11 protein-coding genes are annotated in these 13,905 nt (G+C 55.0%); 7 read left to right on the forward strand and 4 right to left on the reverse strand.

The window, feature by feature from the left end; all coding sequences use genetic code 11:
* Positions 1 to 2 precede the first annotated feature (2 nt).
* From ABD971_RS06990 to ABD971_RS07000, 3 genes are all read left to right on the forward strand, one after another.
* Entirely contained in the window at positions 3 to 1,217 is a 1,215-nt protein-coding gene (locus tag ABD971_RS06990) for a flagellar biosynthesis protein FlhF (protein WP_345320673.1), read from the forward strand.
* 198 nt (positions 1,218 to 1,415) lie between these two features.
* Positions 1,416 to 1,649, forward strand: a complete 234-nt coding sequence (locus ABD971_RS06995; protein ID WP_345320675.1) for a hypothetical protein — start codon at positions 1,416 to 1,418, stop codon at positions 1,647 to 1,649.
* A 211-nt stretch (positions 1,650 to 1,860) separates the two neighbouring features.
* Entirely contained in the window at positions 1,861 to 2,658 is a 798-nt protein-coding gene (locus ABD971_RS07000; RefSeq protein WP_040771197.1) for a FliA/WhiG family RNA polymerase sigma factor, read from the forward strand.
* Positions 2,659 to 3,031: 373 nt separating this feature from the next.
* Here the strand turns inward: ABD971_RS07000 and ABD971_RS07005 are convergent, their stop codons facing one another.
* The 3 genes from ABD971_RS07005 to ABD971_RS07015 all read right to left on the reverse strand — a co-directional run bounded on the left by ABD971_RS07005 (position 3,032) and on the right by ABD971_RS07015 (position 6,803).
* Positions 3,032 to 3,922, reverse strand: coding sequence for a hypothetical protein (locus ABD971_RS07005; RefSeq protein WP_345320679.1), 891 nt, complete (start codon positions 3,920 to 3,922; stop codon positions 3,032 to 3,034).
* Between the two features lie 367 nt (positions 3,923 to 4,289).
* Positions 4,290 to 5,486, reverse strand: coding sequence for a S1 family peptidase (locus tag ABD971_RS07010; RefSeq protein WP_345320681.1), 1,197 nt, complete (start codon positions 5,484 to 5,486; stop codon positions 4,290 to 4,292).
* 393 nt (positions 5,487 to 5,879) lie between these two features.
* The gene (locus ABD971_RS07015) at positions 5,880 to 6,803 is read right to left on the reverse strand and encodes a hypothetical protein (protein ID WP_345320683.1); all 924 of its coding nucleotides are present in this window, start codon (positions 6,801 to 6,803) and stop codon (positions 5,880 to 5,882) included.
* Positions 6,804 to 7,091: 288 nt separating this feature from the next.
* Between ABD971_RS07015 and ABD971_RS07020 the strand changes: the two genes are divergently transcribed.
* Both ABD971_RS07020 and ABD971_RS07025 read left to right on the forward strand, forming a co-directional pair.
* Positions 7,092 to 7,484, forward strand: a complete 393-nt coding sequence (locus ABD971_RS07020; protein ID WP_345320685.1) for a hypothetical protein — start codon at positions 7,092 to 7,094, stop codon at positions 7,482 to 7,484.
* A gap of 115 nt (positions 7,485 to 7,599) precedes the next feature.
* The gene (locus ABD971_RS07025; protein WP_345320686.1) at positions 7,600 to 8,451 is read left to right on the forward strand and encodes a hypothetical protein; all 852 of its coding nucleotides are present in this window, start codon (positions 7,600 to 7,602) and stop codon (positions 8,449 to 8,451) included.
* 470 nt (positions 8,452 to 8,921) lie between these two features.
* Here ABD971_RS07025 and ABD971_RS07030 read toward each other — a convergent pair whose 3' ends face one another.
* The gene (locus ABD971_RS07030; protein WP_345320688.1) at positions 8,922 to 11,141 is read right to left on the reverse strand and encodes a serine/threonine protein kinase; all 2,220 of its coding nucleotides are present in this window, start codon (positions 11,139 to 11,141) and stop codon (positions 8,922 to 8,924) included.
* Positions 11,142 to 11,267: 126 nt separating this feature from the next.
* Between ABD971_RS07030 and ABD971_RS07035 the strand changes: the two genes are divergently transcribed.
* A complete protein-coding gene (locus ABD971_RS07035; protein WP_339939585.1) occupies positions 11,268 to 11,888 on the forward strand; it encodes an RNA polymerase sigma factor in 621 nt (206 codons plus the stop codon).
* 255 nt (positions 11,889 to 12,143) lie between these two features.
* Positions 12,144 to 13,877: an SMP-30/gluconolactonase/LRE family protein gene (locus ABD971_RS07040; protein ID WP_345320691.1), complete on the forward strand. Its 1,734-nt coding sequence runs from the start codon at positions 12,144 to 12,146 to the stop codon at positions 13,875 to 13,877.
* Positions 13,878 to 13,905: the final 28 nt, after the last annotated feature.

The raw sequence follows: 13,905 nt of genomic DNA on the forward strand, positions 1-13,905 counted from the left end.
GATTGAGCCAACACCCCGAAACGAACCAAATCAACAAGCTTATTGAAACCGGTCATCGTCGACCGTTTTCCGATCACCAAGAAACACCTCGCGATGTGATTCGCACTATGCATATTCGCACCTTCCGAGCCGCCAGTCTTCAAGATGCCCTTGAAGAGATTCGCCAGCAGATGGGCCCCGATGCTTCGGTGCTGCATACTCGCCAAGTCCGCGATGGATGGATGGGATGGCTGGGCCGTACTTATGTCGAGGTTACCGCAGGATTGCGTGATGCGATTGATGCAAACGGAACCCCGTCGCTCGAAGCGGATGATCTCGACGAAAACGTTGATGACAACGAGCAAGACGCATCACCGCGGCAAAGCGTGTTCATGCATTCGGCGTCGATGTTGGCAGGTCCTTTGCAAGCGTACCGCGAACAATTGATTGATTCGGGCGTGGCTGCGATCACCGCCGACCGCTGGTTACGAGCGACCGAAAGTTTTGCTGCGGGACTGGGTGAATCTCACGGCCAACCGTGGATGGAACATCTGCAGCGATCGATCGCTCGCGAGTTGCGGCTAGGCGGACCGATCCGTACGCAACCGGGTTCAAAACACATTGTCGCGTTGGTCGGTCCGACTGGCGTGGGCAAAACGACCACGATTGCCAAGTTGGCCGCAGGATTCCGTATCCAGGAGCGGCGGCGGATCGGCTTGGTGACCATCGATACATTCCGGATCGCCGCGGTCCAGCAACTTGAGGCCTACGCCGAAATCATGGACTTGCCGATGGAGGTGGTCGAGAAGCCTGCGGAGATGCAGCCCGCGATCGAACGACTCGGTGATGTCGACTTGGTACTCATTGATACTGCGGGACGCAGTCCATCGAGCGATGCGAGGATCGACCAGCTCGTCGAACTATTGCGGATGGCGCAGCCGGATGAAACTCATTTGGTGATGGCGGCCACCAGTTCGGTATCGACGGTCCGTTCGGTGCTTCGCGGATTTTCCCCGGCGCGACCGACTGCAGCGATTCTAACGAAGCTGGACGAAGCGACGAACACCGCAGGTGTGTTGTCGGCGCTCTCCGCATCCGATTCGTTGCCGGGGATCCCACTGAGCTATCTGACCAACGGACAACAGGTCCCCGATGATATTCAAGTCGCGAGCGCCGAGACATTGTTGTCACGATTGCTGCCCACGACGTTACAGAGCCAACATTTAGACGCAGCTTAGTTTTTTTAAAAAGTAGACTCAGGTTTGACCTGGGGCAGTGCCGATACAGAGGGTGTAGCACACTGGACGTTTCAAAAGTGGCTTGAGCCAATTTTTAAATTATCTGGTTGCTCCCATTACAACACAGGAAACCTTGTTCTTCGAAGGACACTTAGACCCGTGACACGAAGCTTCGCATTATGCCTTGGTGCACTTGCAATGGCTTTAGTTGTCGTACGAGGTGCAATATTCGGCGAGTTCGCCGATCACGTCGCCAGCGAGGCGATCATTGCACTGGTGGTATTTAGTGGCATCGGATGGGGCGCAGGGTGGATTATCGAGTATGTCGTTCGTGATTCCGTGGAAGCCAATTTTCGACGCCGAGTCGAGTGGTATCGCCAAGGGATCATTGACGCAGGACTCTTAGAAGACAACTCCGCCGAAGAATCTTGAACACGGATGTTCAACATGGATGCTTCGGTTGGGCGCCACGGCGGGTTTGGTTTACGAATGCATGGATGCAAACGTGCACCAAGCCGTCATGGATTTATATGAGTAACGATGGACTTGGATTGTTGGCGTTTGCGGCAGCAACGAACGTCCATTGTTACAAGACGCGGACGGCAGGAAGCCGTCAGTACATTTTTTGGTCACGGAGGATTGGATGGCAGCGACAGTCACAACCGACGATGAGATTCTGCAAGTCTGGCAAGACTTCAAGAAAATCACCAAGGACGCAGCAGAATACGAAGATTTACGCAATCGGTTGGTCGAACGCTACATGCCGCTTGTTCGCTACAACGGCGAACGTATTTGGCAACGGCTTCCCGACGGAGTCGAACTGGATGACTTGATCAGTGCCGGGATCTTCGGCTTGATGGATGCCATCGACGCGTATGACATGGAACGCGGCGTCAAGTTTGAAACGTATTGTGTGCCACGTATTCGTGGTGCCATGCTGGACGAACTTCGCACCATGGACTGGGTTCCTCGTTTGGTTCGCAGCAAGGCCAGCAAGCTTGCCGCAGCCAAGAAAGAACTCGAAACCAAATTTGGCCGAGCTCCTACCAACTTGGAACTTTCCGAGAAGATGGAGATTCCGGTTGCTGAATTGGAAAAAATGCAATCCGACGCCAACGCAGTCGGCGTCGTTTCGCTGAACAAAAAGTGGTACGAAACGGATAGCTACAAGGACGTTCGCGAAATCGACGTGCTTGAAGACAAGAAGGGTGAAGACCCCACGATCCGTGTGCAAAAGAATGACTTAATGCGTTTGGTCACCAAAGGCCTGAACCGCAACGAGCGATTGATCATCATTCTTTATTACTACGAAGAATTGACGATGAAGGAGATCGGTGCAACGCTCGATCTATCGGAGTCGCGAGTCAGCCAGATGCACACTTCGATCGTCAACCGATTGCAACAGCAACTCGGACCACGCCGCATCGAATTCGGTGCATAAGCATTCAGACGTAGCACGGCGGCCATGCACGGCCGTCGAACTCCCCATCGCGGCTCCTTGTTCATAGGAGCCGCTTTTTTTATGCGCCGGTGGGATTCACAAGCGTCTTGACGACTTCCGCTACGAATGGATTCGAGTTGCCAGAAGGGCAGGGCAGGGCGGGTTGAAGCGTCTCTCTGTCACCTCTTCCAAACACAGTTAGAGAGAGGTCGAGCAGGGTCTTCAGCGATTGCCAGGGTGAGGGCGTTCGAACAAGTGGAGACAGAGTGCAAGTTAGGCTACGCGGTCGGGCCTCACCCGGACGAGGCCTAAAGGGCCCGTCCGACCTCCTCCCAAGCTAAAGCTCGGGAGAGGTAACTTGCACAAGACGTGTTTAGCTGCGTTGGAAATTCAAGCCACCGTTTGTCGCTCCGTCAAGCTTGAAGGTGAAGTTTCCTTCGCTGCCGGTCCATTGGCCCGACATTTGTTGCAGGTCGTTGGATCGCACCAACGTGAGCTGGCCGTTTTCTAATCGGTACTGGCCGCTAAACGAGTTCGACTTGCCTTCTTTTGTCGCGGTCCAACTGAATTTGCCATCGTCGGCCAAAACGAGCTCAACCGATTGGTTGCCTGGCAAATTGACTTTCCAATTTCCGACATGGGCACCAGCGGTCGTCGAGGATGCCGCGGTGAACTCTGGCATTTGTGATTGAGTTTCTTCGGCGGGCGATGACTCGACATTGTTGATCGAAGCCAGCATCTGAAGCGCCGAGGCTTCGGCCGATTGGGGTTTCGAAGTGGGTTGCGAAGCCGGCTGGCTGCGTGACGGAGTCGATTGTGTTGGTGCTGCTGCAGCAGGAGCCGGGGCAGCCGAGTTCACAGGCTGGGTTTGCGTTGGTTGCACGGGACGACCTTGGCTAACACCGTTCGCGGCCAAGTTCGAAGGAGTCCCCGTCGGCGCTGGGGCTTGCTGGAACTGCGGCTGCGGCTGCGAAGGGATGGCGTGCGAAGGGGCGGGTTGCGAGTACACGGGCGATGCGTAGCGCGACGTCGGACACGATGACGCATACGTGCTGGGGCTGCCGTAGTGACCGCCATAAGTGCCGCGACTTGAATAGCTCGAGTGGCCGCCATAACTCGAGTGGCCGCCAAAGCTGGCACGAGCGAACGAGCCGCCGCCACCGCCTCCGGATCGTCCTCCGCAAGCCGACACGAGCGAACCGTTGGTGGTGGTCAATGCAAGGGTGGTGACGGCGACGGCGAGCGTTTTGAATGTACGTTTCATGGCTTTCGATTCCTGAGCTGAAGTGGACTGAATGGGAGTGAGAATCAGGCGGAGGACTTGGTTTTGTCATCCGCCTGATAAATAACCAAGCGAGCGTCTTGGAAAAGCGTTACAGATTTTCTTGCCGATTTTTTCTGTAGCGGAAGTCAGAGATCATTGGGTGAAAATCCCATTAGCCGTTTGAGCGAGCGTTGTGAAGCATTTCGTAGCGAAACTCGTCAAGAGTTCCGAGGGACTCACCGTGGATCGAAAGTCTTGACGGCTTCCGCTACGCCTCGGTTGAGCACGCAGAAACCGTGGCTAGCGCCAAAACGGCTAAGATCCTGCTTCGCGGCCCTCGGCTCATAAGATTTGGCGAGCGACCTGTCTATTGAGCGAGCCAGGATGCCAACGTTTCTTTCGCGGTTTTCTCGTCCTTGCTTGGATTCAGCTCCTTGTGCATCGCTCCGGCAATACGTCCGACATACTCGATCGTGCCTTGCACGGCTTCCGACGGGGCGGTGGCATCGAGCTTGGCCACAAAAATGATCATGTGTTCACCAGACGAGTTCTTTTCGACAGCCCACGAGCCCATTTTTGTCGCCGAGCTCTGACGAAGCAGTCGCATCATCAGCTCGCTGCTCGGAGCGTCTTTGGAGACCGACACGAGCGACCAGATCTTTCGCACATCGGCTCGTTTGAAGTACTCGGTCTCTTTGGCCACGAAAACGGCTTGTTTCTTACCCTTCGAAATCTCTTGTTCGACTTGGTAGTGACCGGTCGAGTGTTTGGTGTGGACGATATTCGCAGCATCCAACAGATCTTTGGTTGGCAGCGGGGCTTCTTTCCACGATCCCTCCATGAACGCATTGATCTCGGTCGCGTCGACACAGTAGCTAATCAACGGGCTTTCCGGCGAAAACGACTGGGCGATTGCGACCAATTTGCCTTCGTTGTCGACGACGGGGCCGCCGCTATCGCCGGGTTTGATCGGGCTTTGGATCTCGACCACTTTGAAATCATGTTCGCCGTGGTTGGATTTGAATTTTTTGTCGTATACCGAGCGAACGGTTCCCGAGGTGTTGACCCACAAAACGTCGCTGCCGCCGGGGTTTCCGATCACATCGACCGCCGATCCGGGCTTGGTGCTGGCGTCGGCCAACTCGATCACTTTGGCACGATCGGGCACTTTGGGCAGCTGAATCAGGGCCAAATCGCGTTTGCGGTCGACCGCGACGACTTTGCCAGGCTGAGCGAGTTTCAGCACATTGTCGAGATAATGCTTTCGTTTGACCTCGGGCAGCCCGTTGCGGACATCAGCAAAAAAGACCACTGCCGAGCGACTGTCGCCCACCACATGAGCGTTGGTGAGCACAAGTCGCTTGTCCCCATCGACGAAAACCCCGGTTCCGGTAGAGGTTTCGTTTTCCGCGTCGCTGGTGATGATCCAAACGGTCGATTCCAGCGTTTTGCTGTACTTGTCCGCATCGGCCCGTGCGGTTTGCGTCATCGATGCGACAAACGTCAACGCGAACAGGGCGTAACAGGCTGGCGAAAAAACGCCGCGGGGTCGAAGAAGGGTCATTGAATCACCTCAAAAGTTGCTGTCGCGACAGGGTGTGTCGCGGGGGGTAAAAATCGGCTTGGCTCTACTTACCAAGCGGAGACCCGATGAGGGTGTTACAGAGCGGTTTGTTGAATTCAGTGAACTTGATAGCGGTGCAGCGTAAGCCGCCTGGTCGCGTTGGCACCTCTGCCACCTCTCCCGGCGAAGCAGGGAGAGGTCGAACGGGCCCTTTAGGCCTCGTTCGGGTGAGGGCCGACCGCGCAACATGGCGTGCAGTGGACTCGACTTGCTCGGTCGCCCCTCACCCGAGCATCGCTGAAGGCTCTGCTCGACCTCTCCCAAAACTGCGTTTGGGAGAGGTGACAGCACGCTTTCGCAACGCCGGATGGAAGCGAAAACTCGCACCGTGCCTTACTTGGCTTTGGTGAAGTCGAGTTTGATTGCCACGTTGCCCTTGGCGTCGTTGACCGCTAGTTGGAATTTGTCGGCCACGGTCTGATTGACCGTGCAATTTAGCGTGATTTTGTCGTCTCCGATCAAAGTCAGTTTGTTGTCGGCGCGGGTCACTTTGCCTTTCGACGAGGTCGCTTTTCCCGACTTCATGTGGACCAATTGAAACGTGCCTTCGCTGTTTAATCGCAGGGCGAACGCTTCGCCGCTCTTTAGCGATGCCGACCATGTTCCAGCCAGCGAGAAGTGTTTTTTGGCTGAATTCGTGCTATTTGTTGGTTTTGTTGGGGTGGTCGCGGTCGATTCGGTTTTGGCCGGAGCGTTGTTTTGGGACCAGATCTCGGACTTTCGCTCGGCCAAAATCGCCAGCTGGGTCAGATCCGCTTTCAATTGACGCGCCGTGACAGCTCGGTTGCTGAGCGAGACTCGCAACTGGATTCGTTTGTTTTGTTGATCAAACGCGAAATAGCCGCCTTGGGTTGCGGTGTTGGAAACCAGCAATTTCAACAGTGTTTCTTTGTCAAACGAAGCATCGTCTTCCATTTTGACGAGCGACATTTCGCAAGCGATGCGGTCTTCATCGACAAACACCGTCATCGAAACAGGAAAGATCCATTGGGCGTGATTGAGTTTAAAGGTCGCCGATCCCTGTTCTTCGCTGGGCTCAAATCCAGCGGCCTTCAATACCTGGATCAGCGAGGAAACGCCCACAATTCGCTGCATTGTTTCACCGTCGCTGATCGTGGCGACGTCTTTTACGGTCGCGACCTGTTTCTCAAAGACGGATTCCATCGCGACTTCGGAAAACAAACTGTCGTCCGCGTGGACCTGTGTATTGCCCCAAAACAAAGCAGCAAGCACGGCAAAAGAGAATAGGAAACGCATCGTAATACCCTGGGGTGCATGAGAGGTAAGGCGTCGCGATGACTCATTTCATTCGCGTGACTTTATATCCCAGCGAAAAAACGCATGCGTTGTTACAGCAAACCTCTAGTGCAAAACGATCGTCGAAACGGCCAGTGAAAACCGCTTCGAAAACATTTTCGAATTTTCTCGTAACACATCGGCGGTGCCGTCGCTTGGCCTGTTAGTCAAGCAAACAACGCAGCGACGCGACACGGCAGACTCACGATCGCTTCCTTCAATTCACTGCCACACTTGGAGAACAGTAAGATGTTAAACCGATTCTTTTTCGCAGTTGCCCCGATGATCTTGGTTGCTAGCTCGGTTATGGCTGAGGACAGCATGCTGTCGACGATCGCCAACCTAGACCAAAACGACTCGATCGCTCAGGTCGATGACAGCGACGATCTTGGACTTGCGGATGTCGAGTCGCTGTTGAACGACGGCGAGAAACAAAGTGGCGAAGAGGCCATCGCGGCCTGTTTCCGCCGGATTGGTTACGGTCACCGCCACCACCACCACTACCGTAGCTTCAGCAACTGGTACCGTCCGGTGTACCACAGCCACAGCTGCTACACCCCCGTGTACACAACCCACTACAGCTACACTCCGACGTACACCTACTACACCCCTTGTTACACCAGCTACTGGGGTTGCTGGTAGTCGTCGACTCTGCTGATTCAACAAAGACCACTAAGCCCGACAACCCGATTGCTTCGCGGTTGCCGGGCTTTTCTTCTATCGAAACCCAATCCACTTTTCCTAAGCAGGCAAACCCATGAACCGTCAAACTTTGACCAAGGTCTTGATGACCACTAGTTTTATCGTCTGCATGACGATGCAATCCGATGCACAGCAAATCAATGCCTCGCATCTGTTCGGGAACCATTCCTATTGCGGTCACGTTATCGACTTGATTTCGCAGCACGGCGTCAACAACACGTTCAATCGTGGCTCGACATTCCATTCGTCGCCGTTTGGGCACGTGGTGATTCCCGATTGTGAAATCGGCGACTTGCAAATCGTCGAGGTCCACCAACACGAACATCTCGATTCGGCGTGTGGGCCGACGTTCGCTGTCGTGATTCAAAACCAAAGCACTCGCAGTGTTTGTGGTTTCCATGTGACCGCCGTAGCAGTTTTTGGACACATCTGTCCAACGTCGCCCAACGCCACGGTGAAGACGGACAAAATCGAAGCAGGCGAATCACTCGAAGTGCTGGTGACGCTGCCAATCGAAGCGCTGGCAATGGGCAACCGCAACGGACAAGTCATCGGCTTTCAGCGGCTGGTTGTCGCCATCGATAGTTTTGACGAACTGATGGAGAGCGACGAAGCGAACAACTTGAAAGCGTTTGACGCCGCATCGATCCCCGTCGTTTCCGTGTCGGTGACCACCACGGTGGAAACCGAATCGGTTTCAACGATCCAGTCCGGCAGCGTCCAGAACGCCCAGCCCTCCGCAGTGAACGCGATTCCCCAGTCGGAGGCTTCACAAATCGACTCGGTGCAGAACGGGCAGAACGAATTGCCCCATAGCGAGCCCGATGTCGATTCACTCCGCTCGGCCATCAAGATGCTCGACACCAACAACGCCACGAGCGACGTTGCTGCAGCAAACGGAATTTAGGTTGAAACCCGAGTCCAAATCGTGCGGACGATTGCATCACGAGTTCTTTGGGGGGGGGAACGAGGATGCAATCGTCCCGCACGCCGTTTTGGGCCTCGTATCTACTTCGTTAGCGGTGCGGCTCAAGCCTAGACTGCTGAAACTTTGGTGTTGTCGTGATTTTTTGGTTGCGCAATTTTCCTGCCACCTCTCCACCAACTTCGTTGGGGGAGAGGTCGAACGGAGCCTTCAGCGACGTTCGGGTGAGGGGGCTGACCGAGCAAGTCGCGGGCAGCGGTATTGTCATGTCCACCTGAGTTGCTCGCCGGTTGCGCGGTCGCCCCCTCACCCGAGCAACACCTTTAGGGCGTGCTCGACCTCTCCCCCGACTTCGTCGGTGGAGAGGTAACTGCGGTATAGCCTAGAAGAAAAACTCACCCCCAATAGCCGATGGCAATACCAAAGTTTTAGCGGTTAAGCGAAGCCGAATGTCAAGTTGCGGCGGTCAACTCACCGGGCACCATCGATGTTCGCTTGGACAACACGGCGTCCATTTGCTTCCACGTGTTGACGATAAACCGATAAGCAAAAAATGAAGCAAGCAGCCCGATGATCCCTGCCGCCAGCGCGGTCAACGTGAACAATTGTGACGCTCCTTCGGTGGTAACCAGCAGGGCAGCACCGAGCAACGGAATGATCGCGGCGATCAACAAATACCACTCGCTACGGTACAAGATCTGGTCCGATCGCCGGTCGAATTGCGGATCTTGCATCGTCCCACTCAAGCAACGGGGATAGAACACAAGCGTAGCAACCAGCGCCATGCCAAAGTACGGATAGATCATCGCCACGCCGCCGCAGATCAGGGACGACATAAAAAGATGAACCGCTTGCGTCATACTAAAGTCAGGAAAGATCCACGACAAAACGAGCGGAAACAACACGCCGGCAATCAACCACAACGTGCCTCCGATCAATGCCGCGCGATGACCGAGTTCCAGCGTCTCACTGAGATCCGATGGATCGACACGAGCACCACGGCGAACCGAATCCACGGCGCGAACAATCCGCCGCGTATACCAAATCGCGATCCCTGCGGCAAAGGGAAAGAACGTCAAATTGACAATCCATGAAACGATTCGCAATCCTTCTTTGGTCTCGGGCGTCGTCATCACATGATGAAAGTTGTATTGAAAATTCAAACAGCCGCCGATCATATTGGGCAACAACAAAATGACACACGTCACGATCCAAGGCGACCATTTCGAGAGCGTCATCGCGACTGATTTTTCAGGGGGATCAAACAGCGTCGCGGTTTCCGGGTGAAGCGACAAACGCAACCGACCGGCCATCTCGGCACCGTCGACAAAACGATCCTTAGGATCCAACGACAACGCCTTGCGAAGCACTTTTTCGAGAACGCGTTCGGACGCGGTTTCCGATCGCTGCGGTTCCTTGAGTGGCTCTGCCCGGGCGGCTAGCTGAATCGATACCGCGTCACTCCAAGACCCCGCAATGGCGTCGCATGCAAACGGTCGTTCGCCTTGCCACAATTCCCACAGCGTGACAGCGAGCGAATACAAATCCGCAGGCTCTTGAACCTTTTCGGGTTCATCAAGCAGCTTTGAACTAATCGCTCTCAGATGCTCGGGCGCCATGTAGGCAATCGAACCACCGAACGAGGCCGCCGCACCGGCGCGGCCCGCAGCACCCGCGAAGCTGACGTTAAAGTCCGCGAGTTGCGGAATACACTCGGCCGATAACAACACGTTCGCTGGCTTCACATCGCGATGCAGCACACCACATGCGTGCGCTTCGTCAAGCGCCTTGGCTAGCTGCATTCCCATCCATGCGACCACGGTCGGCCAGGGTGCTGTTTCGATCCACTGACGCACAGCCGATCGATCCGGAACCACTTGCGCGGCCCTTAACAAGTTCTGGTCAACCGAATCAAGAAGCAACCGACTACATCGCTGCGAACGGTCACAATGCCGTACCAGTTGCACGACATCAGCCAAGGTGCCGCCCGGATGATATTGCATGTACAACAAATGTAATGCTTGGTCGGCAACCGTCCGCTGGTCGAAAACGCGAACGATATTGGGATGATCAAATTGAGCGAGGGCCTGAGACTCGTCACCGCTGCCGTGCGAAACTTTGAGTGCGACCAAGCGGTGCATCGAAATTTGGCGAGCCAGATAAACGTGGGCGATCGCGCCTTGACCGAGCTTGGCGAGAATCAGAAAGTCATCAACTTGTCTGCCAACCGGAATCTCGGGAGGAAGACCGCACTTGGCGACCGAACGTGTTGCCTCGATCCGAGTCAACATTTGGTCCAGCAATGCTTCGTACTGAGGGAACCTCAGCAGGTATTCGTCATGCGATGGGGTTTCGCCGAAATCTTTTCGCAGCTGGATTTCTTCCATCAGTAAATCCAGTGGAACCGTTACCATCGAGAGCAGGTCGGGCATCGCATCGACATAGTGTTCGATGCTGTGCAGCGTCCCTGCGTCGGCCGCCATCGCCATGTCCAATTTGATCAATTCGATCAACACGAAGTGACGCAGGTCCGATTCGACGTCGGGCAATAAGTTCCGCAATTCCGCAGGCTGCTGAACCGAAGCACGTTGAACGAGCTTTTCGAGACACGCCTGGATGACGGCGTCGATATCGTCTTCACGGGGATCGTGGGAGTCGATTCGAGCTTTCATTGCAGAATCTCTGACAAAACATTCTCCACGAAATGAACTTCGATACCTATCCAATGGTTTCTTCAAACGACGTCGTTACTGTATGTTGATTAGGGGAATCAAGCTACCTCACCGATAGGTCTGAACATGGATAAATTCGATCAACCCGAACTCGTGCAGCGGATCAAACAGCACGATGCCGAGGCGCTGGCGAACTACATCGACCTGAACCGCGGGCAATTGGCTGGCTTTCTAAAATCGATCACCGGAGAACATTTGTTGGCTGTGGTCGAATTGGATGACTTGATCCAGGAAGTCTCCACCGCGGCGCTGTCGAGCCTCGATTCGGCGCCATTCGACCAATACGAGCCGATGCAGTGGCTGCAACAGATTGCTCGCCGCCGAGTCGTCGATGCCCATCGTTTTCACTTTGGTGCGAAACGACGTGACGCGGGCCGCCAGCGATCGATTCACGCGGCAAACCCAGCCGGCACGGCGGCTTTGGGGTTGGAACAAATGTTGGTCGCCAGCATGACGTCGCCCAGCGCCGCACTGAGCCGCGACATTCGCATGGTTCGCATGCAAGAGGCGATCGAGGAACTTTCGGACGAACAAAAACAGTCGATCCGCATGCGTTACGTCGAAGGTTTGCCGACCAAGGAAATTGCCGCCAAGCTTGGCAAAACCGATGTCGCCATCCGCGTGCTGCTGTCGCGAAGCATGCGGCTACTCGAAACGCAGCTTCAGGACGTCAAACCACGCGAGTGATTTTTGCGGAGCGGGGCAGGGCTGTGAAATGTTTTGTAGCGGAACTCGTCAAGAGTTTCGTAGGGCACCCGTCGTGGATCGAAAGTCTTGACGACTTGCGCTACGCTAAAAAAGCACATCCCGTATAAGAAAAAATACTTCACAGGTTTTCGAGCGGGGCAGGGCAGGGCACATTGCGAGTAAAAGAGTGAGTAAACTGGTGAGCTGCCAGTGCTCTCCCCAACCTCCTCCCGCTCACCAAGGAACATCCTTTCGATGCCCGCCCACTTTCTAACCCGCTGCTCGGTCGCCATGCTCGCCATCGCCACGCTGGCGATCCAATTCGCCACCGCCGAATCGCCAACGCCAAACGAAAATGAATTGAAGCGGTTGGATGCTGATTTTCAACTCGTCGATGGCGCCGCTTGGGATGGCCGAAACCTGCTTTACGCGCCCGATGTCAAAGCCAAACGTTTGGCCAAAATTAATTTGGCAACGTTGCAAGTGATTTCCGAAGACATATTGAAAGAACCGCTTGGCATCTCCGGAACGTGTTATCAGCTTGGCAAGTTGTATTTGAGCGATAACGCCAACAGTCGGATTGCAACCCTGGGCACGCGTGGCAAAACTGAAACGCTGGCTCAGTTTGAAAAGAATCAACGCCCCAATGACTTGGTGGTCGATTCACGCGGCAATGTCTACGCCACGTTCACCGGCGAAGGCGTCGTTCGCCGGATCGATACGAAAGGACAGGTGCTGATCTTTGCCACGAAGCTGGACACCCCCAACGGGATCACCTTGTCACCCGACGAATCCACGTTGTACGTGTCATCGCACAAGTCGGGTGCACTTTACCAGATTCCAATCGATGAAACCAAAAAGATCATGGCTGCCAAGCCGTTTGCTCAGTTAAAAGAAACGGACGAAGGTTTCCGAGGCGACGGAATGTGCATCGACCGGGCGGGCAATGTGTACTGCACCGGTGCAAACGCCGTCAGCGTATTTGGTCCCGATGGAAGCCTGCGTGAAACCATTCCCACCCCCGAGCGACCAATCAACGCCATCATCGCGGGCAGTGATGGACGAACGCTGTTCATCAGCACGTTTGGCGGCATCTATTACAAAACAATCGATCAATATGGCGTGCTGCCGCAGCCCGAATTAGAAGAAAACGCGTCAACAAAAACGGATCAGGGCAGGGCAGGGGAGTTGTCGATCGAGCGCAACGTTGTTTATGCAAACACCGATGACCGCAAACTGCTGATGGACGTCTTTCGTCCCACTGCCGCTGAATCAACAACGCTTCCGGGAATCGTGCTGGTTCACGGAGGCGGATGGCTCAAAGGAGACAAGACCAAGTTCCACGCTCTGGCTAAACAACTTGCCAAGAAGGGCTATGTCGTCGCGGCGATCGAGTATCGGCTCGGCTATGAAGCGAAATTTCCCGCCGCGATTCGTGACTGTAACGCCGCTACGGCATTCATCCGGCAACATGCAGCGGATTGGAACATTGATCCGAACCGAATTGCTGCAGTGGGTGGTTCCGCGGGCGGACATCTCGCGGGGTTAATGGCTGCGGGCAACACCAACGCCAAGTTGCATCACGATGGATTAAGCAGCGGCGAACAATCGCGTCTTCAAGCGGTCGTCGTGATGGCGGGACCTCTGCAAACCGCATCGGGCAGCGTTGCCGACCGATCCCATGACGCGAAAGACAATGCGTATGCGGTGCACTGGATCGGCGCGACGATCGACGAAAACGCCGAGATGTACAAGCTTGCCGATGCCTATGAAGCAATCGACAAGGACATGCCACCGACCTTGTTCATCACGGGAAGTCTGGACAACCCAGCTCGCAACGAACCGGCACGCGAAAAAATGAAGAGCCTTGGTGTTCCTTACGAGCTTCGTGTTCATGACGGCGCGAAACATGGTCACTGGAACCAAAGCGATTGGATGGATACGGTAGTAACCGATATTGATGGGTTCCTGAAAAAACACCTCAACTAAACCGTCCCCCACTCGTCCCTGAACCGTC

This window comes from Novipirellula rosea, assembly GCF_039541335.1.
In the GTDB taxonomy this organism is placed as follows: domain Bacteria; phylum Planctomycetota; class Planctomycetia; order Pirellulales; family Pirellulaceae; genus Novipirellula; species Novipirellula rosea.

Excerpts from the sequence above, each read along its gene's own strand:
- ABD971_RS06995 (WP_345320675.1), top strand. The coding sequence starts at position 1,416 with ATGGCTTTAGTTGTCGTACGAGGTGCAATATTCGGCGAGTTCGCCGAT.
- ABD971_RS07000 (WP_040771197.1), top strand. The coding sequence starts at position 1,861 with ATGGCAGCGACAGTCACAACCGACGATGAGATTCTGCAAGTCTGGCAA.
- ABD971_RS07005 (WP_345320679.1), bottom strand. The coding sequence starts at position 3,922 with ATGAAACGTACATTCAAAACGCTCGCCGTCGCCGTCACCACCCTTGCA.
- ABD971_RS07010 (WP_345320681.1), bottom strand. The coding sequence starts at position 5,486 with ATGACCCTTCTTCGACCCCGCGGCGTTTTTTCGCCAGCCTGTTACGCC.
- ABD971_RS07015 (WP_345320683.1), bottom strand. The coding sequence starts at position 6,803 with ATGCGTTTCCTATTCTCTTTTGCCGTGCTTGCTGCTTTGTTTTGGGGC.
- ABD971_RS07020 (WP_345320685.1), top strand. The coding sequence starts at position 7,092 with ATGTTAAACCGATTCTTTTTCGCAGTTGCCCCGATGATCTTGGTTGCT.
- ABD971_RS07025 (WP_345320686.1), top strand. The coding sequence starts at position 7,600 with ATGAACCGTCAAACTTTGACCAAGGTCTTGATGACCACTAGTTTTATC.
- ABD971_RS07030 (WP_345320688.1), bottom strand. The coding sequence starts at position 11,141 with ATGAAAGCTCGAATCGACTCCCACGATCCCCGTGAAGACGATATCGAC.
- ABD971_RS07035 (WP_339939585.1), top strand. The coding sequence starts at position 11,268 with ATGGATAAATTCGATCAACCCGAACTCGTGCAGCGGATCAAACAGCAC.
- ABD971_RS07040 (WP_345320691.1), top strand. The coding sequence starts at position 12,144 with ATGCCCGCCCACTTTCTAACCCGCTGCTCGGTCGCCATGCTCGCCATC.